Raw genomic sequence first — 25830 nt, forward strand, 5'->3', positions numbered from 1 at the left:
GCAGAAAAGGCGCATTATGGTTCATGTCGTTCATAAGCTCCCCAAAAGGCACAAAGTGCTCATTATCGGCTTCCTCTCTGCGATGGTCGGAATTGCCCTGATCCCTTCTGAAAAAGCAACAGCTTCTCGAGATAATAATGGTAAAGCATTAGAAGTCGGTAAACGTTACGAGTTACCGGTCAAAGTCGCTGAAAAAACAGAACAACTAACAGAATTAGATGCAGCTCCAAAAGCTTCAAGCAATTCGGATAACAACCAGGCAGAATTCCAATTTACTGATCATCAGGTTAAGCCAGGGGACAATTTAGCTTTAATCTTTAAAAGAGCCGGTTATTCAGCAAAAACCGTTCATAACGTTGTAAGTACCAATGCCGAGACTCGAAAATTAACCAAAATTCATCCTGGTGAGGTATTAAGTTTTGCCAGTGATGGTAATGGTGATCTCGCACAATTAAAATATGTACTCTCAAAAACTGATACCCTGTTCATTACCCGCAATGGTGAAGGCAAATACGAGACACGCATTGAAAGCAAAGAAATAGAAGTGCGAGAAAATGCCGCAACAGGCCAAATCAATTCCAGCTTCTGGAGTGCAGGTATTTCAGCAGGTTTGAGTGAACGTCAAATCATGAACTTTGCGGATATTTTTGGCTGGGACATCGATTTTGCGAACGATATCAGAAAAGGTGATTCCTTTTCGTTGATTTACGAAACCTTTTTTGTTGATGGTGAAGAAATCGGCACAGGCAAAATCATTGCTGCTGAATTTATTAATCAAGGCGAAAGTTACAGCGCCGTACGCCATACTGACGGTGACTATTACACACCGGAAGGCAGAAGTATGAAAAAAGCCTTCTTGCGCGCGCCTGTTAACTTCAAGTACATCAGCTCCAACTTTAACCCGAAACGACTTCATCCTGTAACAGGCAGAGTTTCTGCTCATCGCGGCATTGACTACGCTGCTCGTGTTGGTACGCCTGTGGTTTCATCAGGTAACGGTAAAGTGATTAAAGCCAGTTATGACCGTTTAAATGGTCATCACGTATTTATCCAGCACGGCGGTAAATACATCACGAAATACCTGCATCTTAATAAGCGCCATGTTAAAAATGGGCAAAAGGTAAAGCAAGGTCAAAAAATTGGTACTGTCGGTTCTACAGGTCGTGTTACTGGACCTCATCTACATTACGAGTTTTTAGTTAATGGCGTACATCGCAACCCTAAAACGGTTAAGTTGCCAAAATCAGAGCCGTTACCGAAAGCTGAACTGGCTAAATTTAAACCAGTTGCTTCTCAGTTAGTGGCTAAATTACAACGTAACCGAGAACTAATGCTAGCAGCGAGATAAGAGTCGCTTTTAGCCGTTGATAACTATCAAACAATAAAGGCAGCTAGCGCTGCCTTTATTGATCTTAGCCCTTACGACTAGAACCGTTTATAGATTCGTCGCTACTAAAATAGGGCTTCTAGTGCCTCGCTTAAGCTTGAGACACCGACCACCTCCATCCCTTCAATTACCTCTTTGGGCTGGTTTGCTTTTGGTAAAATAGCTCTTTTAAACCCGTGTTTAGCAGCTTCTTTTAGTCTTTCTTGGCCACTAGGCACAGGCCTTATTTCACCGCCAAGTCCGACTTCTCCAAACACGACGAGCTGCCTGTCTAATGACTGGTTTTTGAAGCTAGATACCAATGCTGCAATCAAGGCTAAATCAGCGCTTGTTTCGGTGACTTTTACTCCCCCTACAACATTAACGAATACGTCCTGATCAGCAACTTGTAATCCTCCGTGTCGGTGCAAAACAGCGAGCAACATCGCCAACCTATTTTGCTCCAACCCCACAGTAACACGCCTTGGATTGGCGAGTTGAGAATAATCAACCAAAGCTTGTACTTCGACTAACAGCGGTCGTGTTCCTTCCCAAATCACCATAACCAATGAGCCGGGAGTTTGCTCCTCTCCCCGATTTAAGAATATCGCGGAAGGGTTGCTGACTTCCTTCAACCCCTGACTTGTCATGGCAAACACACCAAGCTCATTGACTGCCCCAAAACGGTTCTTATTACCTCTTAGGGTACGGAATCGACTATCTGCACTCCCTTCCAGCAGAATTGAACAATCAATACAATGCTCGAGCACTTTTGGGCCGGCAAGCGTACCATCTTTGGTTACATGACCAACCATAATGATGGCAACTTGGTTCTGCTTAGCAAAGCGAGTCAAATATGCAGCACTTTCTCTGACCTGAGAAACGCTTCCTGGGGCCGATTGAATATCACTCATGTGCATTACCTGGATGGAGTCAATCACCATAATGCTGGGTTTTTCTCGTAGTGCTAGCTGACAAATAGTCTCAACATTGGTTTCTGCGAGCGTCTTGAGTTTGTTAGTCGGTAATCCCAATCGCGCTGCTCGCATGGCAACTTGTTGCAGCGACTCCTCGCCGGTAACGTAGAGCGTATTCATGGTTTCGGCTAGTCGACACATAGTTTGTAGTAACACGGTGCTTTTCCCTGCGCCTGGACTACCACCGATAAGTATTGCACTCCCCGGAACAACTCCACCTCCTAAAACTCGGTCAAATTCCTTAAATCCTGTTGAGAACCTAGGAAGTTGTTCGAGGTTTACTTCATCCAATGTTTGCACTTTGGCTTCCACCAACCCGGCGTAGCCGGATGTTGAACCCCCTATCGGTGCTGACTTTACAGAGGGTACTCGAAACTCCGTGACGGTGTTCCACGATTTACACTCTGAACACTGACCTTGCCAACGGGCAAATTCGGCACCACACTCATTGCAGACAAATGCTGTTTTCTTTTTCGCCATAAATTACAGGTATATATCTTGCTTATAAACAATAATAAGTTGAGAATAACAAATGATGAGCCATATAGTGACATAATTATGGCACTGGCCCAATGGTCATAAGTTAACAAGCGCGTGTAAAACTGTTTATGCCTGAAGATAAATTACAACAATACCAAAGCTTAATTGACGAGTTGAAAGCAGATCTTGGTGATCCTGCCTTTGAGCGTATTTTTAAGCAAAAAACGGCAAAACTCTCTAAACCAGATCAGTTCCTACTGAAAATGGAAATGACACGGTTATCACAACCTATCGCTCGCTTTATCGATTTGCGGGGACAAGTCGCTGGCGAAGTGAAACCTTACGAGTACCAAGGCAAACAACACTTTATGGACGATATCGCGATTGAAGTGTTTGAACGAGAAGTTGCACGTCTTGGTGGCTATACGTTAGCGGTATACGAAGCCGTAATGAGCACTGAAAACAACTTTAAGGTCATGCAAAGGAATGCAGTAGAAAAAGCCGAAAAAGTAGAACAAGAAAAAGATCACCATAACTACACTCCACTTATTCGCTTTGCGTCTTATGAATGCCGCTCCGAAGAGCGCATGAATTATTCCATCAAGATTTCAGTAGAAGTAAATAGCAATGAACCCAGAATTGCAGCGACTACTTCAGACATATCCCTCAGCGGGGCTAAAATTAAATTGCCCGTCGCAATTAAAGTCGAACCCGGTAAGTTATTAAATATAAGACTGGTTGGATTAGAGCAAGACTTTGAGCTTGGCCTCAAAGAAGGGATCCAATACGAAGTCGTCGCGGTAGAACAAGGTACTGTCGAATACAACCAAGTACGCTTGAAAAGGACCTTTATTGAGCATAAGCCGGGGTTTGATGAGTTCTTAAATAGCTTTATTCATGGTAACAAAAGACGCTATAAGATAAATCTAGATAACACCTTGGATGCTGTGGTTTGTAAGGGCTATGAGCAGTATTACTTACCACGTGTCAGTTCATTGTTTATGTTTGTTAGTGAACGCAAAAACCACCTTTACCCAAGCATGGTACTGACTAACGAAAACAATGCGTATGTAAACTATTACTTCGAAGATGAACAAAAGAGCTCTTCGCTTTACCAGATTTTTAGCTCAAAAAGACTACGTTACTTACAAACCCAGAAAAGCGCCGTAAAAGAGGCATATTGCTATGTATTTACGCATTCAAGTAAGGGCAAAATTTACTTCTACTCAGCGTTTGATCATGAATTAAAAGAGCACGCGCAACTTCGAGACTTGTTTCTTGGATTTGGCAGCAAAAAAGACAGCTGGCGCGTATTTAAAATACAAATGATGCCAAGTCATCATGAAGACGCCTACATTCCACTTTCATTACCCACTAGCGCTGGGAAAAATGTCGAAAAGCTCAATAAAAAACCCACCCCGAGAGTGCAAGGGTTTATTCAAGATGTAAAGCATCTGCTGTTGGTTACCGAGGTAAGCCAACCGGATATAACGGAACATTTCCAAACACTACAATTTGACCAAGCACTGGTGAACAAACTGAAACTCTTTGGTCATGGTAAATCGGCAACGCCGCCGCCGCTAGAAGTCGTTTCTTTAGAATATGTTAACTTACGAGCACATAAACGATATTTGTACAAAACGCACGTAGCCATCCACATTGATGGTAAAGGGAGTGTGCAGGGCGTAACTCGAGACTTTTCGGTAATGGGGATGCAAGTTGAATGTCCTCAACCTTTACCTATCGCAAAAGGAGATTACATTCATGTTGATTTGCTCGACCTACAAAGGATTACCAAAAGCTACGACCTCACCAAATTAAGGTATGAGGTGATGGCGGTCAATAAAGCCAAGACCATTATTAATTTAAAAGTGGCAAAAATTGGCGATTTGGATCACTCAGCGGTCCACTTTTTCAGAGTGTTAATTGAAAACAATAAAAATAAACTCGTCGCCTGTGATGAAGCTCCGAAGATCCCAGGGTTATCTTTAGCACTGAGAAACATGGTAACGAAGTCAGTTTGCCAATTTCCGCTCTACTTGCAAAAAGAGACCTCTCACAATGCAGTAGGCGCAATTGGTCAAGGCCTCTATCCAACTTCACTGCATAAAATATTGCACTCTTTCAGAGAAGATGGACAAGATCACATTGATGCAAAAGCCGTTTTCCCAGATAGATTTATTGAAGAAACTTTGACCGAAACTTTAAAGAGTATTTCGCGCCAAGATAAACCTTTACGGTACACCCTGTTCATTCGTTTTAACACCAGCAAACACAAACAACACGAAGCGATGAAGGCAGAATGTATTCCGGCAGGAAATAGCTTTAAGGAATTACACCTATTTTTGAAAAACGCACTTCGCAAAGAGCTGCTTTTCGTTTATGACGTGTATATTTCAAAAACAGGTCGCCCTGATATGGATTACCTTGCCAACGAACTCAGGTATATCAGTCATTATGCTATTCACAAAGCGAAGGACTTAGAAGAAGCGCTCTGGTCTGTCACCGGGGTATGCGATCTGATCGATATTTCTGAGTTCGTACTTGAAAATCTACCAATCGACCAGCAATTGGTGGCCATGATGCAAGAACGTAAAAAAGAGTGGCAAAAAAAGATAGTAAGTAACTAACAATAGCGCACAGCTCGATACCGCGGTGCGCTACCTTTTTGCTCGTTAATCGACTACACCCAATAAACTTAAGACCGCAATAATAACTAGATAAAACAATATATTGCGTTTAACCAACCGCATCATACAGGTCGCCTCAAAGGTGCACCCCAAAAACTGCTGCTCGATTTGCTCTGCAGCAAGCGCAATGTTAGTAACGACTTTGCGATTTGATGTTTTAAAATCCAGTAAATAACCAATCCAGGTTGAAGTCCCCTTCGAAAAGTTACCGATGATTAAAAAGCCAAAGCTGGCAATTCGTGCAGGCAACCAGTTCAGTCCAAAGTAAAGTCGACTAAACTGTGGCATTAATCTTTCAAGCGGTGTGTCAACTAAGTTATCACGACAATGTACCAGTTGTCTTACAGAAGCATAAAACACTGCGCCCGGCGCACCTAGCGCCACAAACCAGAACATCACCGCACAATAATGCTGAAAGTTAATCCATGCCAACGTTTGTCCAAATGTCTCGCCACCCGGTTCGTGTTCTAATTTATCTTGCCCCATTTGTAATGCATACAAGGTGGCGGCTTCGTTATCACCTCGGGTCAGAGCATTTAAATACTTTTTATATAAGTCGCGGTAATTAGCACAGCCAAAACACACTAGTAAAATCACTACATTGACAATAAATTGCCAGACAATGACCTCACTTAAGTTAAAAATTACAGCAATAATACAAGTGGGAACAAGTACCCATAGCATGGTGCCAAAGGTTGACCCCAACAAACCATCATGGGCAATATGCTTTTTGGTTTTTTGATAGTATTGGCACAAATAATATTCACTTTGCCAATACCTTTCCTTCGCCCCTAGGCGCTCAATAATTAAAGCCAATATAATAGATATCAAGATCATACCTGATCCTCTGCGTTATCAAGAAGTGTAAAATAATGGGCCCAATCAAATGACGCGCCAGGGTCCGTTTTTCTTCCCGGCGCAATGTCACAGTGCCCTACAATACGGTTTTTTGTAATTTTTGGATAGAGAGCTTGCACGAATTGTGTCACTTTCACCAAGGTTTCATATTGTTCATCGGTATACGGATGAAGATCCGTCCCCTCAAGTTCAATGCCAATGGAAAAATCATTGCATCGTATTCTCCCGTCAAATTGTGACACGCCAGCGTGCCACGCGCGCTGATTAAAAGGCACGTATTGCGTGACAGAACCATCTCGACGAATAAAGCAATGCGCCGACACAGTCAGACCATTTAGATCTGAAAAGCTAGGATGCGCATCACAGTCAATGGTCCCCATAAATAGGTCGTCCACATAATCAGTGCCAAATTTCCCTGCAGGTAAAGAAATATTGTGGATCACCAATAAGTCAATTTCGTGTTCCTCAGGACGTGCATCACAAAATGGGCTTTGTTGATGCTTTGCAAACGGTAGCAAAGTCGACATCATGCGGCTCCTCGTTTTTGTTGATAAACTACCCAAGCATAAGATCTAAGTCAAAAAATCGCGGGTAAATATAAGATAATTGTACATTGTCACAAACACGCGTAAAATTTCCGGCAATTTTTTACAATAAGCACGTTGCCAATATGATCGATCAAGCACTCGTAGAACATCTCGTCCAGCAAGCATTAGCCGAAGATCTCAACCACCAATCACCGAATCAAGGCGATATTACCGCTGCACTCATTCCAGCAGCAGAAATAGCCAGCGCCTACGTTATCACCCGTGAAGATTGCGTGTTTGTTGGCAAAGCCCTAATCCTAGAGGTTTTTAAACAGGTCGACCCGAGTGTACAGGTTAATGTATTAGTAAATGATGGTGAGCATGTTAAAGCGAACACTCGATTGTTTACCGCTAAGGGCTCTGCAAGAGCCATACTGACCGCAGAAAGAACCGCCTTGAACTTTGTGCAAACCTTGTCCGGTACCGCAACCACCACAGCTCGCTATGTTAAGGTACTGGCAGGCACCGACACCAAACTATTAGATACCCGCAAAACCATTCCGGGTTTAAGAGCCCTGCAAAAGTATGCAGTGAAATGTGGTGGTGGAGAAAACCATAGAATTGGCCTTTTTGATGCTTATTTGATCAAAGAAAACCATATTGCCGCGTGTGGTGGCATTGCTAAAGCGGTCGCTGCTGCCAGACAAAACCACCCAGACAAGCCCGTTGAAGTGGAAGTCGAAAGCCTAGATGAGCTACAACAAGCGTTAGATGCAGGCAGCGATATTATTATGCTCGACAACTTTAGCGTGGAAGATATCCGCCGCGCCGTTACCATAACCAATAAGCAAGCGCGCTTAGAAGTGTCGGGTAATATGACCATTGAAACCTTAACGACCTACGCACAAGCTGGGGTTGATTTTATTTCTAGCGGTGCACTGACTAAACATTTACACAGCATTGATTTATCCATGCGTTTTGAATAGACATGCACTCTACTCTCTGTGACGTGTTTTACTACTAAATAATAACTAGAAAAACACGTCACAGAACGATTATTTACTTCCCGCTTTTTCTCACCTCTGATTGACTTATGTCATTGACAAATATTTTGAAAAAAAGTTAAATACGAAAAAAGAATGAACTCATTTTGAACAGCTTTAGGCACATTCTTTTTTACTTTGAACACGCGCGCTATGGACGGCACACTTAAGCATACTTATCCGGTATTTAGTAAAATGCATGAATCGTGTTTTAAGTAACACACCAGCTATTTTTAAATACTGCTACAATGTGTTTAACCAATAGAATTTTGCCGCGAGTAATTAAAGTTTAATTGTTATAATAAATAGAATTATAATATTATTTATTATAACAAAACTAAATAAGAGTTATTCCCAAATAGCATCCAAGGTTTATTACCGTTTGCTAGCAATGAACTAACTCGGCCCAGAACGGTTTTGTAATTTTTCTTCTTAGGAGACACATCATGACACACAAACAACAGGGTGGTTTTACCCTTATCGAATTAATGATTGTGGTAGCAATCATCGGCATTTTAGCCATGGTGGCCTTGCCGCAGTATCAAGATTACACCAACCGCGCTAGAGCATCTGAAGTATTACTTGCTGCCAGTACAGCAAAAACCTGTGTTAGTGAAAAAGCACAGATAGGTCAAGATCCGGATGATTGTGATGCAGGCTTCTCTGCAACTCAGTTTGCTGGTGCACTTGATGTGTCTGCTGCAGGTGTAATTGTAGTAACTGGCGATGATGACCTTACTGGATTAACCATCACATTAACACCACAGACTGGTGTAGGTAACGCGGCTACAAACGCAACTGCTGCAAACTTCACTGCTGGCTTCAATATTTCTCAATGGGTTTGTACTGGTGCTGCAACAGGAAATGCTTCTACAGCATGGTTACCTAGCAGCTGTACTGTAGCTGCTGCAGCGACACCAACCACGTAACAACTAACCAACACTGAGTAAAGTAAAGAAGAGGAATTGCTTCCTCTTCTTTTTCTTTTAAAGGCATCCATGAAACAAAATAACCTTGATATTTTTATTTGGGCTGGCGTCAGTAACCGTGGTAAAAAACTCAGCGGTGAAATGACTGGCGAAAGCGTTGCGCTGGTTAAAGCCCAGTTAAGAAAACAAGGTATTACCCCATCTAAGGTTAAACGCAAGCCTAAGCCGTTATTTGGCCTGGGTGGTACTGATAAAATCGCTTCTCAAGATATCGCAACCGTGACGAGGCAAATCGCGACCATGTTATCGGCAGGGGTTTCTTTAGTACAAACACTGGAAATGGTGGCCACCAGCGTAAAAAATAAAAGCCTCACCAAATTAATCAACCATGTTGCTGATGAAGTTAAAGCCGGGCAGTCACTGGCGGGCTCATTACGCGCCTACCCTAGATACTTTGATGATTTGTATTGTGACTTAGTGCACTCAGGAGAGCAATCCGGAGCGCTGGATCGAATTTTTGACCGCATCGCGGTGTATAAAGAAAAAACCGAAGCGCTAAAATCAAAAATAAAAAAAGCGTTGTTTTATCCTATTGCGGTGATGGTGGTCGCACTTATTGTAACTTCCATCTTATTGATCTTTGTAGTGCCGCAATTCCAAGATATTTTTGGTAGTTTTGGCGCCGAGCTTCCGGCATTTACCCTAATGGTCATCAGCATTTCCAAATTTGCTCAGGCTTATTGGTGGATCATTGTTATCGCGTTGATCTCTGGGATTTATGCCTATAAAGAGCTGCTATTTAGAAGTAAAGCATTTCGCAGCCTCAATGACAGACTGCTACTGCGCTTACCTATTGTTGGTGGTATTTTAAGAAAAGCCGCCGTGGCACGGTACGCTCGTACCCTATCAACAACCTTTGCTGCTGGCGTGCCATTGGGTGATGCGCTTGACTCTGCAGCGGGTGCCTCTGCAAATAGCGTTTATAAAAGCGCTATCAAAGAGATCAAAGCTGAGGTTAACGCTGGTAATCAAATGAATTGGGCGATGCGTAATACCAACGTGTTTCCTGATATGGTGGTACAGATGGTCGCCATCGGCGAAGAATCAGGTTCGCTAGACAGTATGCTAGGCAAAGCAGCCAGCATTTATGAGCAAGAAGTCGATGATGCGGTAGATGGTTTATCTACCCTGCTTGAGCCGATTATTATGGTGGTATTGGGCGTGGTCGTCGGTGGCCTGATTGTTGCGATGTACTTACCTATTTTCCAGCTTGGCTCAGTTATCTAACCTTACGACTAGTGCTCACCATACTGATTATCAAACGATACTCTGATTGCAACCAATAACAACAAGGCTAGGACAACACTCCACTATGCAAGAAGTACTTATTTTACTACAAACTCAAAGCTGGTTTTGGCTGCTTACTGTCGCTCTTGTTAGTGTTTGTATTGGCAGTTTTTTAAACGTGGTGATTTTACGTTTACCCAAAATGATGAAAACGAACTGGCAAACTGAATGCCGTGTATTGTTAGAACTTGAGCACGCCGAAGATACCAAAGAGCAACGTTTTAATTTAGTTTTTCCTCATTCTCATTGCCCTAGCTGTAAAACACCAATTAAACCTTGGCAAAATATCCCCTTACTCAGTTGGCTATGGCTCAGAGGAAAATGTGCATCGTGCCAAGCTTCTATCTCAATTCGTTATCCCTTGGTTGAATTAGCCACCCTATTATTATCCCTTTGGGTTGCGTGGCACTTTGGCGCAACAGCCGAAGCCGTACTTTACATCGTTATCACTTGGGTGTTGATCGCTCTCACCGTTATTGATATTGACGAGATGCTGCTACCCGACCAGCTCACTCAGCCTACGTTGTGGCTAGTGTTACTCGCTAGTGCCTTTGGTTTAGGCATTTCTCCGACCGAGGCATTAATTGGAGCGGCTGTGGGTTATCTCAGTTTGTGGAGTGTCTATTGGGTATTCAAACTGGTTACCGGCAAAGAAGGCATGGGCTATGGCGACTTTAAATTACTGGCTATTTTTGGCGCGTTAATGGGTTGGCAAGCCATTCTAACTATCGTGCTACTATCCAGTGTTGTTGGTGCTATTATCGGAAGTGTGCAGCTTTCGGTACAAGGCAAAAACAAAGCGACACCCATTCCTTTTGGTCCGTATCTCGCAATAGCAGGATGGATTACTTTGCTCTACGGTGAACAATTACAGCACTGGTACGTAAATTTGTTACTGTCTTAAGGTGTTTACCCACAGAGCCATGATGAAAGAAGTAAACCTATTATGAAGTTAAAAAACTGGATAGTTGGCATTACCGGAGGCATTGGCGCTGGAAAATCGGCGTTAACTCATTATCTTGAGCAGCAAGGCATTATTGTCGTAGACGCCGATGTCGTTGCCCGTGACGTTGTCGCGCCAAATACCGAAGGGCTTAAGCAAATTGTGGCGCACTTCGGTGAGCAAATTTTACATGCTGACGGCACACTCAATCGCGCGAAACTCAGAGAGATTATTTTCACCAAAGACGAAGAAAAAACTTGGTTGAATAACCTGATGCATCCATTGATCCGTAACGCTATGATTGAACAGCTTGAAAGCGCAACTAGCCCTTACGTCGTGTTATCGGCCCCTTTGCTCTTTGAAAACAACTTACAACAATATTGCGATAAAACGCTACTCGTTGATGTTCCCATAGAAATCCAAGTAGCTAGAACTTGTGCGCGGGACAATGTTGATGAAACGCAAGTACACAGAATTATTGATGCACAAATGTCTCGTGAAGAAAAACAGCAACATGCTGATATTATTATCAATAACAATCGCCCGCTTGACGGAACGCTGGCTGAATTGGCAAAGCTGCATATGGACTTTATTAAACAAGCAAAACCGCTGTAAAAACACCGCGGTATAGAGTAAGCTTTTAATTGAGTCGCCATAAATAACTGACATTTAAGAGGCTTTATGGAACATCACTCCCCTCTACTACGTAAATTTATGACCCTTGGCGTGGTAACCGCAGAACAGATAAAATCTCATCAAGCGCAAGCTAATTCCACTGCTGAGTTAATCTGCTTGAGTTCAGGGCTTTCTCCAAAAGAATTAGCCGAGCAATGTCTTGAACATTTTAAAGTCCCCTGCTTTGATTTGAATTTCTTTGATATACGAGAAATCCCAGAGGATCTTGTTAAAGAAAAACTGATCCGTGAGCATCTTATTCTGCCACTGCGCAAGAAAGGCCGTAAGCTATACATTGCCGCCTCAGATCCAACGGATTTTGATGCTTTTGAAAACTTTGAGTTCAGCACGGGTTTACAATGTGAAGTCGTGGTCGCTGATTACAAGCTGCTAGAACGAAAAATTGATCAGTTATTCGATGCAACGGGTGGATTATCGCTCTCAGATTCTGAGTTCCAAGAGTTTGCCGATTTAGAAGTCGAGGATGTACCACAGCAGGAAAACCGCTCTGAAGATAAAGACGATGCCCCAATCATTGTCTATATCAATAAAATTTTGATGGACGCCATCAAAAAAGGTGCATCCGATTTGCATTTTGAACCGTATGAAAAACGCTACCGCGTGCGCTTCAGAATTGACGGCTTACTACATGAAATGGCCAGTCCCCCTAATACCTTGTCAAATCGACTTGCCGCCCGTATCAAAGTGATGGCGCACTTGGATATCGCAGAAAAACGCAAGCCACAAGATGGACGTATCAAGCTAAAAATCTCCGAGCGTAAGAGCATCGATTTTCGTGTCAGTACCCTGCCAACCATGTGGGGTGAAAAAATCGTAATGCGGATCTTAGACTCATCTAGCGCCATGTTAGGTATTGATGTACTCGGCTATGAGCCAGAACAAAAGCAAATGTATTTAACAGCGCTAAGCCAGCCTCAAGGCATGATTTTAGTAACCGGCCCTACGGGTTCTGGTAAAACCGTGTCCTTGTATACTGGCTTAAACATCCTCAACCAGCCGCAGCGAAACATCAGCACAGCAGAAGATCCGGTAGAAATTAACTTAGAAGGGATTAATCAAGTTCAAATCAATCCCAAAGCGGGGATGACATTTGCCAATGCATTACGGGCGTTTTTACGACAAGATCCCGATGTGGTCATGGTGGGTGAGATCCGAGATTTAGAAACGGCCGAGATTGCGATAAAAGCGGCACAAACCGGTCACTTAGTGATGAGTACTCTACACACTAACTCAGCAGCTGAGACCCTTACCCGATTATTGAATATGGGCGTACCTGCCTATAACGTAGCCAGTTCTATTAACTTGATTATTGCACAGCGCTTGGCAAGAAGGCTCTGCCCTAAATGCAAACAACCAGAAACTTTGCCTGATGACGTATTAGCTGCACAAGGCTTTACTGCTGAGCAGATTAAAAGCTTAACGTTATTCTCGCCAAAAGGGTGCGAACACTGTACCGACGGCTATAAAGGCCGCGTCGGGATCTATGAAGTACTGAAAGTCACCAGTGAAATTTCCCATCTAATTATGGAAGGAGGAAACTCACTACAAATTGCAGAGCAAGCTGAGCTACAGGGCTTCTCAAACCTTCGCAAATCAGGGCTTAAAAAGGCGGCTGAAGGGCTCACATCCCTCACTGAAATTAATCGTGTCACAAGCTATTAGGGCCAGTTGATCTTTCAAGTTTGCTTTTGCCGCTGTTTGATTGGCATTCATACAAGACAGAGCCTGCGTAGCATCGTTATGCTAGATGAGTCAGGCGATTACATAGTTGAAACGCCAATCAAGCGCAGCTGTTCGGGTTCACCCCTGTGCGCTTTGTGCATTGTTACGCAACTTTTGCTTAGATTACTGGGTGGCAAGTCGAGCGCCGCCCTCAAAACCCACTAAAGAGAACAAACATCAAACAGCAAAGAACAACAGGCTCTAGTAACCGCCACAGATTGGATCATATATCCATTTAGCGATACACTGCGGCCGTTAAACAAAGAGGTGCTTTTATGGTGACTAAAGTAAACTGTCCAACTTGTGAAAACCAAGTGGAGTGGACGGCACAAAGTCCATTCCGTCCATTTTGTAGCAAACGCTGCCAATTGATAGATTTAGGTGAGTGGTCTGAAGAATCACATAAAATTTCTACGCCAATGCAAAATGCAGATATGTCCGAACAAGATGCGCAAGCCATGATCGAAGATATAGAAGCCATGCTTGCCAACAATGAAGATAGCTTTTTTAAAGAGTAGGTAACACTATGCTGGTGTGAGTCTAATTTAACGATTTAAATTAGCTCATGCCGCTGCTTCAGTAATTTCCCCCACCCACGATAAAACAAACTAACCATATGATATATAATAAAATAAAACTTTTTTCAATTAAGTTTTATTCAAGTGATAAAGTTCCCTCAAGATGAATATTACGCAGTTGACCTAGTCGTACCCTGATGTCATATTTTTTGGGTACATTGTTGTACACAGTCGATTGCTAGCAATCACAATTAGTCATAAGGAAATTAAAATGAAACTCAATTTGCAAAAGAAAAGCATTAAGAAACTATCACAAGAACCTGCACCATTAGCGAATAAGCTCACCCCACAAGTCGCGGGTGGATATTTAGGCACTTATATGGAATGCTTCTCGCAGTTTGGAGTCTATTGCCCAACGATGCCTAAAGAATGCAATAGATAGGCATATAATACCAATTCACATTAATATATGACCAATTTGAGAGATAAAATCTGCTGCTAACTGCGTTAAAAATTTCTCATTTAGAACAACTAAATAGCAAATTTTCGCCTTGCCTACACGGACGTAGGTACCTTGGCGATAGCAGGACGCGAGAGCGGTGCCTACACGGACGTAGGTACCTTGGCGATAGCAGGACGCGAGAGCGGTGCCTACACGGACGTAGGTACCTTGGCGATAGCAGGACGCGAGAGCGGTGCCTACACGGACGTAGGTACCTTAGCGGTAGCAGGACGCGAGAGCGGAGTTATCAACTCGCTTTTCTCGACTCAAAGTTGCTCAACTAATTAAGAGAATTGGTATAACTTGAGAAGGGGATTCTTCTCCTTCTTTTTCGCGGGCCTCACCGCCCCAAGTTCAAAGTTAGCGGCAAAAAGACTCTTATCCAAATGGATAATAGATTTAGTCTTGGACTTGCGGTTGCACTGCATGGCTTAACAGTGCATGATGCAAATATCGAACTTCAAGACGCTCAAGGCTTTGGGATAGGTATTACCTTACCTGCCAATTCTGAAAAATATGTACATTAGTGAGAGTAAGCAGCTAGAGCAGCACCTTCCCAACATTGATAAGCATTGGCAGCAATGCCAAAAGGGGTATTTTCAGAGCCCTTCCGGTAAACTGTTTTACGCCTATTACGTGCCATCTCAGCCTCGTTACACTGTGATATTGGTCAATGGCAGAATCGAATCAGCCCACAAATATCGAGAATTGTTTTGGGAGTTTGCGAAAAATCAAATCGCGGTATTTAGTTATGACCACCCAGGTCAAGGTTATTCCCCTCGCCCGCTGAAAAATCACCAAATTGGTCATATTCAGTGTTTTTCTGACTACGGCGACACGCTACACAACTTTATTGCAAATATTGTCAGTCCAAATAGTAACGTACCGCAGGTGATATTGGCACATTCCATGGGCGGAGCAATTGCGTGTGATTATCTGACTCGCTATCAAACAAACACCATTCACGGGCTTTATCTAAGTGCTCCAATGCTCGGGATAAATACCGCTCCTTATCCAGCAGGGGTAGCAAAGTTTATTGCCGGTTGCGCTTGCTTGCTTGGCTTGGGCAAGCACTACGCCATCGGGCAACAGCCCTATATCAATAAACCTTTTGCCAATAACGAATTAACGGGCTGCTCCATTCGATATGCCCTTTTTAGAGGGTTATACGATAGCTATCCAGAACTACAATTGGGTGGGGTTAGCTTTTCGTGGCTTTACGAAGCGCTTAGTGCATGTCAACGGTTAGCCAAGGCGAAGCTCGCGATTCCAATCAGGCTTGCATCGGCCAAACACGATACCATTGTCGATAACCTCGCCCAACAGCGGTTTATACAACACCATCCTGATGCTAGTTGTATGCTGTTTGATGGCAAGCATGAACTTTTGTGTGAAGCTGATCCTATTCGAAGTGCGGTAATCTCTGACTTTTATGCCTTTTGCTCATCACTTACCGCTAATGAAACCGGATCTTGATGCACCAACACATCAATTTCTCCGTCAAACTCAGCTTTGATATTAGCGACTACTTCATCAGCGACTTGATGAGCTCGGACTAGTGGCATATGGTCATCCAGTTCCAAATGCAGTTGTACAAATTTAATCTTGCCGCTTTGCCGAGTTCTTAAGTCATGGACACCATAAACCTCTTCGTGGCTTGATGCGATAAGCACTATTTCCGCTTTTTCCTCATCTGGCAATTCTTTATCCATCAAGTGCGCTGCACTTTCCCCTGCTATTTCCCAGCTGTTGTAAAGCAAATAGATTGCCACTCCGATAGCGAAAATTGGGTCTGCGTAGCCGATGTCAATGTAGTTAAGAACTATCGCCGCTAGTACGGCCAAGTTCAATAAAATATCGCCCTTGTAATGCAATGCATCCGCTTTAACAGCGACCGACTTAGTCCGTTTTACTACTTGGGTTTGCACCAACACGATTAGCAAAGTACAAACAATGGCAAAAAGGCTGACCCACACGCCAAACAAAGATTGCGGCATAACGGTAGGATTATAAAGTCGTTCAACACTATGAAACGCCAATAAGCTAGCTGATCCAGCAATAAAGGCCGCTTGCCCCATACCAGCAAGAGATTCAGCCTTACCATGACCAAACCGATGGTCATCATCCGCCGGACGCAGTGCATAACTTAATACCAAAAAATTCATTACCGAAGCACTAACATCCAGCAAAGAGTCAGTTAGAGATCCGAGCATCGCAGCACTGCCAGAAGATAACCATGCCCAACATTTAGCAATGATCATCAAACTCACCATGGTAATGGTAAAAATACTGGAAAGTCTCACCCAAAATTCATAACTGCGATCCACGAAAACCTCACACTTCTTCCACTATCGCTAAATCATACAACTTACCGTACAGAAATGAAAAACTGATTACGGTATGCGCGTCTTTACGGTTGAGTGAATCTAAATTCGGAGGAGAAAAATTCAATTAGCGACAGATTTAGCGCCTCAAATTTGTTATGCCTAGCGTAGACTTGGTATCACTTGTAGAAAACTACGCTTCCGTTATACTGCCCGGCAAATTAGCTTTGAGGTGTATCATGTTAGATATCGTACTTTACCAACCTGAAATTCCACCAAACACAGGGAACATTATTCGTTTATGTGCAAATACAGGTTACTCATTACACTTAATTGAGCCATTAGGGTTTGATTGGGATGACAAACGAGTACGACGTGCTGGCCTTGATTACCATGAGTTTAGTGAAGTAAAACGCTATGCCTGTTTTGAAGACTATTTAGCTCAACGTAATCCAACCAGAGTATTTGCTTGCACCACCAAAGGAACTAAATATCACCATGAAGTAGACTACCAAGCTGGTGATTGTTTGTTATTTGGTCCTGAGACCCGTGGCTTGCCAGAAGACATTATCTATTCACTCCCTGAGCCGCAACGAGTCCGTATTCCCATGCGTCCAGATAGTCGTAGTATGAACCTATCCAACGCGGTGTCAGTATTCGTTTATGAGTCGTGGCGACAACTGGACTTTGCTGGTGCAAAATAAAAAAGCGGGCATCCCCGCTTTTTTATTGAACAGAAGTTATTCCGCTTTTTTCTCGCGACCTAGTAATGCCATTGCCGCTTCTTTCACGTCTTTATTCTCGTACAAGACCTGATAGATTTGCTCGGTAATGGGCATTTCAATGCCGGTGCGTTTCGCCAGTAAATATACTTCTTTGGTATTACGGTAACCTTCAACGACCTGACCAATGCTCTGCATCGCTTCATCAACCGTTTTGCCTTGACCGAGCGCCAATCCAAAACGACGGTTGCGAGATTGATTGTCAGTACAAGTCAGGATTAAGTCACCTAATCCAGCCATACCCATAAACGTTTCGGACTTAGCACCCAACGCACAGCCTAATCGGCATAACTCAGCCAATCCGCGTGTGATCAATGCGGTTCTGGCATTAGCCCCAAATCCGAAGCCATCAGACATACCAGCGCCAATAGCAATCACGTTTTTAACCGCACCACCCAATTGGATACCAATAAAATCGTCATTGCTATACACTCTGAACGAACGACCGCAGTGTAACAGTTCAGCAAGTTTCTCTCGAAAATTAGCACAGGTTGATGATACTGAAATCGCCGTAGGCAAGCCCGCCGCCATTTCCTTCGCAAAAGTAGGACCACTTAACACAGCCAAAGGCACACCATCACCAAGTACATCTAACGCCACTTCTTGCAGCAAGCGCCCAGTGTTTGGTTCTAACCCTTTAGTTGCCCACGCAACTTGAGAATCATTAAGCAACATCGGCTTAATACGTTTTAACGTGTCCGCAAATGCATGACTCGGTACTACCACTAGCACCAACTGGCTTGACTGCACAGCTTGCTGCAGATCTGCCTCTAGCTCTAGTGATTCGGGAAAGGTAATATCAGATAAGTAACGTTGATTTTGACGTTCAGCTGCTAACGCCTCAACGTGTTTGCTATCGCGCCCCCACAAAGTGACTTTGTGGCCATTGCGGGCAAAACAAATAGCAAGGGCGGTGCCATACGACCCCGCCCCCAATACTGTTACAGCTGATTTTGCTGTACTCATCGCTTATGCGTCAGCTGTTTGCTCAGCTTGCTCTTGCGACTGAGCTGCACGCTGCTGCATGTATTGAGCAAAAAGTGCATCAAAGTTAACTGGAGCCAAGTTAAGCTGTGGGAATGTACCACGATTAACTAAGCTTGCTACTGCTTCACGCGCATATGGGAATAGAATGTTTGGACAGAAAGCACCAAGCATATGTGCCATTTGTACTTCTTCTAAATCGCCGATAGCGAAGATACCTGCTTGCTGAATTTCACATAAGAAAGCCGTTTCTTCACCGATCGTCGCAGTTACAGTTAGTGCTAACACAACTTCAAATACATTGTTGTCAAGCTTTGCTGAACGCGTGTCCATATCCAGCTTAACTTCTGGCGTCCACTCTTTTTGAAAAATAGCTGGAGAGTTAGGCGTTTCAAACGATACATCTTTGGTGTAGATACGTTGAATGTTGAATTGTGCGCCTTCTTGTTGTGCTGCTTCGTTTTGATTTTGCTCTGACATGATGGTTCCTAAAATTCTTTTGCGGTGATGACTACAACTTATAGCCTAAATAAAAATAAAATTGATTAATGGCATGTACCAGTATTAATTGGTTTTAAGCCTCTAATAATTGATCTAATTTGCCCTGCGCTTCCAAAGCCATCATATCATCACAACCACCAACATGGTGATCATCGATAAATATCTGCGGAACAGTGTGTCCGCCATTGGCTTTAGCTATCATTTCTTCGCGAAGTTCTGGCTTAGCACCGATATCATATTCGGTATATGTGACACCTTTTGCATCCAGCAGCGCTTTCGCACGATGACAGAAAGGGCAGTAATCTTTGGTATATAAGACAACTTGACTCATAAAAAATCCTAATTACTTTCCTGTTGATAACGGTAATCCAGCGTTTTGCCACGCACCCATACCACCTGACAGTACAAATACTTGCTCGTAACCCGCTTTATGCATGTTATCAGCAACTGCAGAGGCCGTCATACCAGCGTTACACACAAGTATAATGGGCTTAGATTTATACTTTTCAAGGCCCGTAAAATCTTTTTGTTTTACTTTCTCAGCTTTAATGAGCTCAGAGCCTGCAATATGTCCTTGGTTAAACTCTTTTTGCGTACGCATATCTAGTACTTGAGCATCTTGGCGATTCACTAGTAATGTAAGCTGTTGCGTATTGATCTGTCGGATCGCAGAAAACTTACTCTTAAACCAGCTTGCTACTAACATTGCAGCCAGCACTAACCAAATAATACTTAGTACCGGATTGTTTCCTAAAAACGTAATGTATTGTTCCATGAACTTACCAATCAAAAATCTAACGTCAAAGTATTCAGTGGCAGCAAGTATACCCTCTTTAGTTGACACAAAACAAACTTGTTCAAATTGAGGATAAATCAACTGTAAACTGACCGAATAGAGCGTATTAGGGGCTGAATATTCATACAAAAAAAGGTATTCTACGAAAAAGCCAGCGTAACCGTGATTAAAGACTCAATTTTTATATCTATCTGGTCTCCAAATAGGCTGGGTTGAGTCACATATCGTGCCTAATTTCTATGTTCAGGAGTGCAAATGACAGCTAAGAAAAAACCTTTGGTTTTAATGATTTTGGACGGATGGGGATATCGTGAAGAAAGTGAAAGTAACGCGATATTAGCAGCAAACACTCCAGTTATGGACGAACTATGGCAATCAGTGCCTCACACTCTTATTTCTGGTTCTGGTTTAGATGTGGGTCTACCAGAAGGGCAAATGGGCAATTCTGAAGTCGGACATGTCAATTTGGGTGCGGGTCGTGTGGTTTACCAAGATTTTACTCGCATCACCAAAGCCATCACAGATGGAGAATTTGAACACAACCCTATACTTGTTGAAAACATTGAAAAGGCGGCAGCTAAAGGCAAAGCGGTTCACTTGATGGGACTATTAAGCCCTGGCGGTGTACATAGTCATGAAGATCATATCGTTGCAGCGATAAAACTGGCAGCTAGCCGAGGCGTCCAAGTGTATTTACATGCATTTTTAGATGGACGCGATACACCACCACGCAGTGCAAAAGCCTCAATTGAGCGCGTGGAACAGGTGTTCACTGACCTTAACTGTGGCAGATTAGCAACTATCGTTGGCCGTTATTATGCTATGGACCGAGATAACCGTTGGGATCGTGTCGAAAAAGCTTACGATCTTATGGTATTAGGTCAAGCGCCACATAGTTATGAAAACGGTGTCGCTGCGCTTGAAGCAGCATACGCTAGAGGTGAGAACGATGAATTTGTTGACGCGACAGTAATAAAAACTGCACAACAAAACCCGGCCACTATTGAAGATGGCGATACGGTGATATTCCTAAACTTCAGAGCCGACCGAGCACGTCAAATGACTCGCGCCTTTGTTGATGCAAACTTCTCTGGCTTTGAGAAGAAAAAGACACCAGCACTGAGTGCCTTTGTGATGATGACCGAATACGCGGCAGATATAGAGGCTCCCGTCGCTTTTGCACCTGAAGCACTAAATAATGTCTTGGGTGAATGGTTGGCTAAACACAACAAAACACAGTTGCGTATTTCAGAGACTGAAAAATACGCCCACGTTACGTTCTTCTTCAGTGGCGGCAGAGAAGAATTATTCCCGGGTGAAAAACGCGAGTTAATTCCTTCTCCACAAGTTGCTACTTACGATCTCCAGCCTGAGATGAACTCTGAAATGCTCACCGACAAATTGGTCGAAGCAATTCATGGTGGCGAATTTGATGTGATCATCTGCAACTATCCGAACGGTGATATGGTAGGTCACTCCGGCGTATTTGAAGCTGCGGTGAAAGCATGTGAAGCGGTTGATAAATGCATAGGACGTGTACTGAATGCCCTGCAAGAAGTCGGTGGCGAAGCATTGATCACCGCCGATCATGGTAATGCAGAACAGATGGTCAATCCAAACTCAGGTCAAGCTCACACAGCACACACAAGCGAGCCCGTGCCGTTTATTTACGTGGGTCGTGACGCTCAAGCACAAGCAGGTAAGTCACTCAGCGACGTAGCACCAACCATGTTGCATCTACTTGGTATGGAGCAACCAATAGAAATGACAGGCTCTCCAATAATGCTACTTAAATAATTATTACCTGCAATGATGATAAACGCGCTAAAGATAGCCAGTATTTTGCTCGTATTGGCAACGACATCTGTCGTTGCCAATGAATCTCGTACCAAAGAGGATTTAAGCGCAGTTCAACAGGAAATAAAAAAGAGCACTCAAGCTTATAACCAACAACGTGCTGAAATAAAAGCGATGGAGTCCAAACTTCGTAGCTTTGAACTGGATATTGCTAAAAGTGCGAAGGCATTGTCTTTAACTGCCAAAGGCATTGCAGATAACCAACAAGAGCAAAGTGAACTTCGTCGACAATCCCATCAACTTGCATCTAAAAAGCAAACTTTAGAAAAGCTGCTCGCAGCTCAACTAAAAAGCGCGTATATGACTGGCGCCCATGATTATTCGCGGATGCTGCTTAATCAAGAAAAAGCCGCAAAGCTTGAACGTACAATTAGTTATTACAACTATTTCAATAAAGCGCGAATTAGGCAACTCAATGAATTAAAGTTGGTCTCTGAACAACTTAATAGCACCCAACAATCCTTACTGCTGGCTCAACGTAGATTGGAAGCACTTAAAACGCAACAAACAGAGCGTCATCAGCAACTACAAATTGCCCGGCAAGAGCGACAGGCCCACCTCGCTGCGTTGAACGAAAAGCTGAAGTCGACTCAATCCGCTATTGCCTATTTGAAAGAAAACGAACAAACCCTAATCGCAACGCTAGAAGAACTTAGCAAGGTCCAATCCGTTGATGAAATCATATTAGCGGGCCTGCGTAACCTGAAAGGTAAAATGCCGTGGCCAGTACAAGGTCGTATTAAGCATCGTTTTGGTCAACGCAAACACGCAGGCATGAACTGGAAAGGCGTATTGATTGATGCCTCCGATGGCGATGGCATAAACAGCATCGCTCCCGGTCAAGTGGTATTTGCCGATTGGCTAAATGGTTTTGGCTGGGTCATTGTACTGGATCATGGGGATGGATATATGAGCTTATATGGTCACGCTCAGACTCTGCTACGCGATGTCGGAGATCAAGTGCAAAGCGGCGAAACGATTGCACTTGTGGGGCAAAGCGGCGGGCAGCGAAATCCTGGTCTATACTTTGAGTTACGGCATAAGGGAAGCGCTGTGGACCCTGTTAAATGGTGCAGTTCTAGTTAAATGAGTAACACTGCTGCACCTCAGCGAGGAGCAGCACATGAATTCAACATCTTTTTTTCACACTACCTCTCGAATAGTGAAGAGCGTTGTCGTACTGTGTGTGTTTTTGTTAGCGCTCTTTTTTACATCTAGTCTTGCATTCGCACAAAAATTTAATTCTCAAGAAGTCGATGAAATTCTCTATCACATCCACACCTACTATGTTGAAGATATCCCGTTAAGCCAATTTAACACGCAAAATTTTAATGTGCTGTTTGATCATCTTGACCCCTATTCTAAATATCTCGACGCAGACGAACTTGAAGCCGTTTTTAGTGCTGCTAACGGTCGCTACACGGGGCTTGGAATCGAAGTTGAAGAACAGCAAGATTATGTGGTCATCCTAGATACGTTACCCAATTCACCCGCAGAACTCGCAGGCATTGAAAGCGGTGATAAGCTTATCGCGATCAACGGCAAAAATGTCAAGCGCACCTCCATTGAACATGTTTCGAGCTTACTAAAGTCAGCGCAAAAAGAGCTCATTAAAGTCGATGTGCTTCGTGGTCAAAAGCTTGTCACACTAAATGTAAAACGTGAAGAAATCACCATTCAAAGTGTTGAAAGTAAGCTTCTCAATGGCAGTGTTGGTTACTTAAGCTTAAATAGCTTCAATCACCATTCATATCATGATGTTGCAAGGCATATTAGCAAGCTAGAACATGAAAACGGCACGCCACTTAGCCGCTTGATTATTGATTTACGTGACAACCCTGGCGGGACACTTAGCAGTGCGGTTGCGATTTCTGATTTATTTTTAGATCAAGGCACCATAGTGACAACCAAAGGCCGCTTTTTTGATGCAAACCAAGCCTATTTTGCAAAACGCGGAGACATTCTTAATGGTGCGCCAATTTTAGTGCTAATAAATAAAAACTCAGCGTCTGCTGCAGAGATCCTTGCCGCGGCCTTGAAAGATAACAAGCGAGCACTCGTTGTTGGCATACGCTCTTTTGGTAAGGGCTCGGTTCAATCATTAATTCCCATTGGCAATGGTACAACCGCTTTGAAGCTCACAACGGCTAGATATTTCACCCCCGATGGACTCTCAATCGAAGGCACAGGGGTTGAACCGGATGTCTCTATCTCAGAACAAGCGCTTTCTCTTATGAATAAAAGCGCTATAATGACTGGTGAAGAATCACCCAAACAAGTTGGTATCGAGCAACTTGCTACACATTGGCCTAAGGCAGTAGCATTGGTTCGACCTAAATAACCTCAGCTTTGATAATGAGGCCAAATAATAATAATACCGACAGGTGTAACAGGATTGCTACCTTGGTAGCGCAACAAGATAATAATAAATACAGTGCTAAAAATAATTTTAGGGATTTTATTCGCGCTTACTTCTGCCGTCGTGCCAGCATCACAACTGGCTATCGTTATTGATGACATAGGTAATCACCAGCGCGATCTACAATTACTTAACCTGCCAGGTCATATCAGTTACTCGATATTGCCTCATACTCCTTTTTCTCAACAGTTTGCCTTTGCAGCGACACAACAAAATAAAGAGTTATTGTTACACGTGCCCATGCAAGCACTTAATAGCGAAAAAGCGCTTGGCCCTGGAGCCTTAACTGTTGACATGGAAAAGTGGCAACTGCAGACCACTTTGGGTAATGCGCTGTCTACCTTACCTCAAGTAAAAGGGGTAAATAACCACATGGGATCAGCGTTAACTCAGAATCTTGAGCCAATGAAGTGGACTATGGAAGTGCTAAAGCGCAGAAACCTGTATTTCTTGGACAGTCGCACAACTACCGAGAGCCAAGCTCAACATGCCGCAAACTTGTTTGGCGTAAAAAACGTAGCTAGACATATCTTTTTAGATAATGAAGTATCGAGCAACGCAATGAACAAACAATGGGATGAGTTAGTCAGCAGAGCTTATCAGGGAGAGCCGATTATCATGATTGCCCACCCTTATCCCGAAACTTACCAATTTCTTAAACAAAAACTAGTGCAATTACCTTTGCTGGGAATTGAACTGGTATCTGTATCGACACTGGTCGAGCAAAAATATATTCGGCTAGCAAAAGCCAAGATTGATTCCCTTAGCCCAGCTCAGCCGACCACATTGGAAGATTAATCCATTGGCGCAAACTTTTCAGGTAATGCGCTAAATTGCAACGTCGGGTTTAATTTCATCCATTTACTTTTCATCGGGACTTCGATTTTGTGCTCTGAGTCTGTTTTGAACACTTTATTTCGGCCTTTCTCATCCGTGAAAGTAATTTCCGCTGGGGCCGCGAAGGTGAATTCCAGTTTGTCCATCGATGGAACAAACCATGAAAGGCCACCGGCCATTAAACTCGTGAACTCATTTACATCATCAAGTAACACAAATAACTCTTGATACGAGACTTGCTGACGAGTCAATGGTGCTATATCGGTGGCAACATTGATGGCAACCGCACCTTTAGGCTGATTTATCACTAATTTAACATTCTCAGCTTGTTTCTGAGGTAGAATTGGCAAGTCAATGTTACCTTCTGTATCAACACTCCCTTGCCCGATAACCTTGCCATCTTGCTCAAGCCAAAGCTTAATATCTTGCAACGCTAGGGCATCATCTTTGATATCTAAATGAAATTTAGAAAGAATATAGTCAGATTTAGCTTGGTTGTGGATCAAATCGAGAATTTCGTTTATTTCACCATATTCAATACTGCGGCTTTCTGCGAACACCGATGCGCTAAATAAACTAACGAACGCACTCGCCAAAATCACTTTTTTCATTATTTCTTCCTTTTATCTTTATTGGTCGTCAGTCGACAACTTTAAAGTAGAAAAAGTTCAAAAACCTTGATCTCGGTTAGCATCAATTGGACAGTCTTTGGCTAACATCTAGACTTATTTA

26 protein-coding genes are annotated in these 25830 nt (G+C 43.3%); 17 read left to right on the forward strand and 9 right to left on the reverse strand.

What is annotated here, in order from left to right:
* Positions 1-16: 16 nt before the first annotated feature.
* A complete protein-coding gene (locus ACSLBF_RS13990; RefSeq protein WP_440053970.1) occupies positions 17-1348 on the forward strand; it encodes a peptidoglycan DD-metalloendopeptidase family protein in 1332 nt (443 codons plus the stop codon).
* Positions 1349-1452: 104 nt separating this feature from the next.
* Here the strand turns inward: ACSLBF_RS13990 and radA are convergent, their stop codons facing one another.
* Positions 1453-2823, reverse strand: coding sequence for a DNA repair protein RadA (gene radA, locus ACSLBF_RS13995; RefSeq protein ID WP_440053971.1), 1371 nt, complete (start codon positions 2821-2823; stop codon positions 1453-1455).
* 128 nt (positions 2824-2951) lie between these two features.
* Between radA and ACSLBF_RS14000 the strand changes: the two genes are divergently transcribed.
* Positions 2952-5453, forward strand: a complete 2502-nt coding sequence (locus tag ACSLBF_RS14000) for a PilZ domain-containing protein (protein WP_440053972.1) — start codon at positions 2952-2954, stop codon at positions 5451-5453.
* 45 nt (positions 5454-5498) lie between these two features.
* On the opposite strand, the gene ampE is transcribed toward ACSLBF_RS14000, so the two are convergent.
* Entirely contained in the window at positions 5499-6350 is an 852-nt protein-coding gene (gene ampE / locus ACSLBF_RS14005) for a beta-lactamase regulator AmpE (protein ID WP_440053973.1), read from the reverse strand.
* Positions 6347-6901 (reverse strand): 1,6-anhydro-N-acetylmuramyl-L-alanine amidase AmpD, encoded by a 555-nt coding sequence (gene ampD / locus ACSLBF_RS14010; RefSeq protein WP_440053974.1) that lies wholly within the window; start codon positions 6899-6901, stop codon positions 6347-6349. Before ampD ends, ampE begins: the two co-directional genes overlap by 4 nt.
* 140 nt (positions 6902-7041) lie before the next feature.
* Here ampD and nadC point away from each other — a divergent pair, with 140 nt between their 5' ends.
* The 10 genes from nadC (at position 7042) to ACSLBF_RS14060 (ending at position 16074) form a co-directional block, all read left to right on the forward strand.
* Positions 7042-7884, forward strand: a complete 843-nt coding sequence (gene nadC / locus ACSLBF_RS14015; protein ID WP_440053975.1) for a carboxylating nicotinate-nucleotide diphosphorylase — start codon at positions 7042-7044, stop codon at positions 7882-7884.
* 503 nt (positions 7885-8387) lie between these two features.
* Positions 8388-8870, forward strand: a complete 483-nt coding sequence (locus tag ACSLBF_RS14020; RefSeq protein WP_440053976.1) for a pilin — start codon at positions 8388-8390, stop codon at positions 8868-8870.
* A gap of 69 nt (positions 8871-8939) precedes the next feature.
* Positions 8940-10157 (forward strand): type II secretion system F family protein, encoded by a 1218-nt coding sequence (locus ACSLBF_RS14025; protein WP_440053977.1) that lies wholly within the window; start codon positions 8940-8942, stop codon positions 10155-10157.
* Between the two features lie 85 nt (positions 10158-10242).
* A complete protein-coding gene (locus tag ACSLBF_RS14030) occupies positions 10243-11121 on the forward strand; it encodes a prepilin peptidase (RefSeq protein WP_440053978.1) in 879 nt (292 codons plus the stop codon).
* Between the two features lie 42 nt (positions 11122-11163).
* On the forward strand, positions 11164-11775 hold the full coding sequence (coaE, locus tag ACSLBF_RS14035; protein ID WP_440053979.1) for a dephospho-CoA kinase: 612 nt from the start codon (positions 11164-11166) through the stop codon (positions 11773-11775).
* 66 nt (positions 11776-11841) lie between these two features.
* Positions 11842-13518, forward strand: coding sequence for a type IV-A pilus assembly ATPase PilB (gene pilB, locus ACSLBF_RS14040; protein ID WP_440053980.1), 1677 nt, complete (start codon positions 11842-11844; stop codon positions 13516-13518).
* A gap of 335 nt (positions 13519-13853) precedes the next feature.
* Positions 13854-14096 carry a DNA gyrase inhibitor YacG gene (yacG, locus tag ACSLBF_RS14045; RefSeq protein WP_440053981.1) on the forward strand — a complete coding sequence of 81 codons (243 nt, stop codon included), beginning with the start codon at positions 13854-13856 and terminating at the stop codon, positions 14094-14096.
* 271 nt (positions 14097-14367) lie between these two features.
* A complete protein-coding gene (locus ACSLBF_RS14050; protein ID WP_440053982.1) occupies positions 14368-14538 on the forward strand; it encodes a hypothetical protein in 171 nt (56 codons plus the stop codon).
* A 446-nt stretch (positions 14539-14984) separates the two neighbouring features.
* Positions 14985-15125 (forward strand): hypothetical protein, encoded by a 141-nt coding sequence (locus tag ACSLBF_RS14055; RefSeq protein ID WP_440053983.1) that lies wholly within the window; start codon positions 14985-14987, stop codon positions 15123-15125.
* Positions 15115-16074, forward strand: a complete 960-nt coding sequence (locus ACSLBF_RS14060) for an alpha/beta fold hydrolase (RefSeq protein WP_440053984.1) — start codon at positions 15115-15117, stop codon at positions 16072-16074. The genes ACSLBF_RS14055 and ACSLBF_RS14060 overlap by 11 nt, the downstream gene beginning before the upstream one ends.
* Here ACSLBF_RS14060 and ACSLBF_RS14065 read toward each other — a convergent pair.
* A complete protein-coding gene (locus tag ACSLBF_RS14065; RefSeq protein WP_440056241.1) occupies positions 16029-16859 on the reverse strand; it encodes a cation diffusion facilitator family transporter in 831 nt (276 codons plus the stop codon). The genes ACSLBF_RS14060 and ACSLBF_RS14065 overlap by 46 nt on opposite strands.
* A 302-nt stretch (positions 16860-17161) precedes the next feature.
* On the opposite strand from ACSLBF_RS14065, the gene trmL reads away from it, so the two are divergent.
* Entirely contained in the window at positions 17162-17626 is a 465-nt protein-coding gene (gene trmL / locus ACSLBF_RS14070; RefSeq protein ID WP_440053985.1) for a tRNA (uridine(34)/cytosine(34)/5-carboxymethylaminomethyluridine(34)-2'-O)-methyltransferase TrmL, read from the forward strand.
* A 36-nt stretch (positions 17627-17662) separates the two neighbouring features.
* On the opposite strand, the gene gpsA is transcribed toward trmL, so the two are convergent.
* From gpsA to ACSLBF_RS14090, 4 genes are all read right to left on the reverse strand, one after another.
* Complete coding sequence (gpsA, locus tag ACSLBF_RS14075) at positions 17663-18670, reverse strand: NAD(P)H-dependent glycerol-3-phosphate dehydrogenase (protein ID WP_440053986.1); 1008 nt, start codon at positions 18668-18670, stop codon at positions 17663-17665.
* A 3-nt stretch (positions 18671-18673) separates the two neighbouring features.
* On the reverse strand, positions 18674-19168 hold the full coding sequence (gene secB / locus ACSLBF_RS14080; RefSeq protein ID WP_440053987.1) for a protein-export chaperone SecB: 495 nt from the start codon (positions 19166-19168) through the stop codon (positions 18674-18676).
* Between the two features lie 94 nt (positions 19169-19262).
* A complete protein-coding gene (gene grxC, locus ACSLBF_RS14085) occupies positions 19263-19520 on the reverse strand; it encodes a glutaredoxin 3 (RefSeq protein WP_440053988.1) in 258 nt (85 codons plus the stop codon).
* Positions 19521-19532: 12 nt separating this feature from the next.
* Positions 19533-19964, reverse strand: a complete 432-nt coding sequence (locus tag ACSLBF_RS14090) for a rhodanese-like domain-containing protein (protein WP_440053989.1) — start codon at positions 19962-19964, stop codon at positions 19533-19535.
* A gap of 276 nt (positions 19965-20240) precedes the next feature.
* Here ACSLBF_RS14090 and gpmM point away from each other — a divergent pair, with 276 nt between their 5' ends.
* From gpmM to ACSLBF_RS14110, 4 genes are all read left to right on the forward strand, one after another.
* A complete protein-coding gene (gene gpmM, locus ACSLBF_RS14095; protein WP_440053990.1) occupies positions 20241-21782 on the forward strand; it encodes a 2,3-bisphosphoglycerate-independent phosphoglycerate mutase in 1542 nt (513 codons plus the stop codon).
* Positions 21783-21797: 15 nt separating this feature from the next.
* Entirely contained in the window at positions 21798-22928 is a 1131-nt protein-coding gene (locus ACSLBF_RS14100; protein ID WP_440056242.1) for a murein hydrolase activator EnvC family protein, read from the forward strand.
* Positions 22929-22965: 37 nt separating this feature from the next.
* Positions 22966-24183 carry a S41 family peptidase gene (locus ACSLBF_RS14105; RefSeq protein WP_440053991.1) on the forward strand — a complete coding sequence of 406 codons (1218 nt, stop codon included), beginning with the start codon at positions 22966-22968 and terminating at the stop codon, positions 24181-24183.
* Positions 24184-24276: 93 nt separating this feature from the next.
* The gene (locus ACSLBF_RS14110) at positions 24277-25059 is read left to right on the forward strand and encodes a divergent polysaccharide deacetylase family protein (protein ID WP_440053992.1); all 783 of its coding nucleotides are present in this window, start codon (positions 24277-24279) and stop codon (positions 25057-25059) included.
* On the opposite strand, the gene ACSLBF_RS14115 is transcribed toward ACSLBF_RS14110, so the two are convergent.
* On the reverse strand, positions 25056-25709 hold the full coding sequence (locus tag ACSLBF_RS14115; RefSeq protein WP_440053993.1) for a DUF2987 domain-containing protein: 654 nt from the start codon (positions 25707-25709) through the stop codon (positions 25056-25058). The genes ACSLBF_RS14110 and ACSLBF_RS14115 overlap by 4 nt on opposite strands.
* Positions 25710-25830: the final 121 nt, after the last annotated feature.

It is taken from the genome of Pseudoalteromonas sp. T1lg65 (assembly GCF_051930985.1).
Classification (GTDB): Bacteria; Pseudomonadota; Gammaproteobacteria; order Enterobacterales; family Alteromonadaceae; genus Pseudoalteromonas.

Coding starts and splice junctions, on each gene's coding strand:
- ACSLBF_RS13990 (WP_440053970.1), top strand. CDS start 17: ATGGTTCATGTCGTTCATAAGCTCCCCAAAAGGCACAAAGTGCTCATT.
- radA (WP_440053971.1), bottom strand. CDS start 2,823: ATGGCGAAAAAGAAAACAGCATTTGTCTGCAATGAGTGTGGTGCCGAA.
- ACSLBF_RS14000 (WP_440053972.1), top strand. CDS start 2,952: ATGCCTGAAGATAAATTACAACAATACCAAAGCTTAATTGACGAGTTG.
- ampE (WP_440053973.1), bottom strand. CDS start 6,350: ATGATCTTGATATCTATTATATTGGCTTTAATTATTGAGCGCCTAGGG.
- ampD (WP_440053974.1), bottom strand. CDS start 6,901: ATGATGTCGACTTTGCTACCGTTTGCAAAGCATCAACAAAGCCCATTT.
- nadC (WP_440053975.1), top strand. CDS start 7,042: ATGATCGATCAAGCACTCGTAGAACATCTCGTCCAGCAAGCATTAGCC.
- ACSLBF_RS14020 (WP_440053976.1), top strand. CDS start 8,388: ATGACACACAAACAACAGGGTGGTTTTACCCTTATCGAATTAATGATT.
- ACSLBF_RS14025 (WP_440053977.1), top strand. CDS start 8,940: ATGAAACAAAATAACCTTGATATTTTTATTTGGGCTGGCGTCAGTAAC.
- ACSLBF_RS14030 (WP_440053978.1), top strand. CDS start 10,243: ATGCAAGAAGTACTTATTTTACTACAAACTCAAAGCTGGTTTTGGCTG.
- coaE (WP_440053979.1), top strand. CDS start 11,164: ATGAAGTTAAAAAACTGGATAGTTGGCATTACCGGAGGCATTGGCGCT.
- pilB (WP_440053980.1), top strand. CDS start 11,842: ATGGAACATCACTCCCCTCTACTACGTAAATTTATGACCCTTGGCGTG.
- yacG (WP_440053981.1), top strand. CDS start 13,854: ATGGTGACTAAAGTAAACTGTCCAACTTGTGAAAACCAAGTGGAGTGG.
- ACSLBF_RS14050 (WP_440053982.1), top strand. CDS start 14,368: ATGAAACTCAATTTGCAAAAGAAAAGCATTAAGAAACTATCACAAGAA.
- ACSLBF_RS14055 (WP_440053983.1), top strand. CDS start 14,985: ATGGATAATAGATTTAGTCTTGGACTTGCGGTTGCACTGCATGGCTTA.
- ACSLBF_RS14060 (WP_440053984.1), top strand. CDS start 15,115: ATGTACATTAGTGAGAGTAAGCAGCTAGAGCAGCACCTTCCCAACATT.
- ACSLBF_RS14065 (WP_440056241.1), bottom strand. CDS start 16,859: ATGATCATTGCTAAATGTTGGGCATGGTTATCTTCTGGCAGTGCTGCG.
- trmL (WP_440053985.1), top strand. CDS start 17,162: ATGTTAGATATCGTACTTTACCAACCTGAAATTCCACCAAACACAGGG.
- gpsA (WP_440053986.1), bottom strand. CDS start 18,670: ATGAGTACAGCAAAATCAGCTGTAACAGTATTGGGGGCGGGGTCGTAT.
- secB (WP_440053987.1), bottom strand. CDS start 19,168: ATGTCAGAGCAAAATCAAAACGAAGCAGCACAACAAGAAGGCGCACAA.
- grxC (WP_440053988.1), bottom strand. CDS start 19,520: ATGAGTCAAGTTGTCTTATATACCAAAGATTACTGCCCTTTCTGTCAT.
- ACSLBF_RS14090 (WP_440053989.1), bottom strand. CDS start 19,964: ATGGAACAATACATTACGTTTTTAGGAAACAATCCGGTACTAAGTATT.
- gpmM (WP_440053990.1), top strand. CDS start 20,241: ATGACAGCTAAGAAAAAACCTTTGGTTTTAATGATTTTGGACGGATGG.
- ACSLBF_RS14100 (WP_440056242.1), top strand. CDS start 21,798: ATGATAAACGCGCTAAAGATAGCCAGTATTTTGCTCGTATTGGCAACG.
- ACSLBF_RS14105 (WP_440053991.1), top strand. CDS start 22,966: ATGAATTCAACATCTTTTTTTCACACTACCTCTCGAATAGTGAAGAGC.
- ACSLBF_RS14115 (WP_440053993.1), bottom strand. CDS start 25,709: ATGAAAAAAGTGATTTTGGCGAGTGCGTTCGTTAGTTTATTTAGCGCA.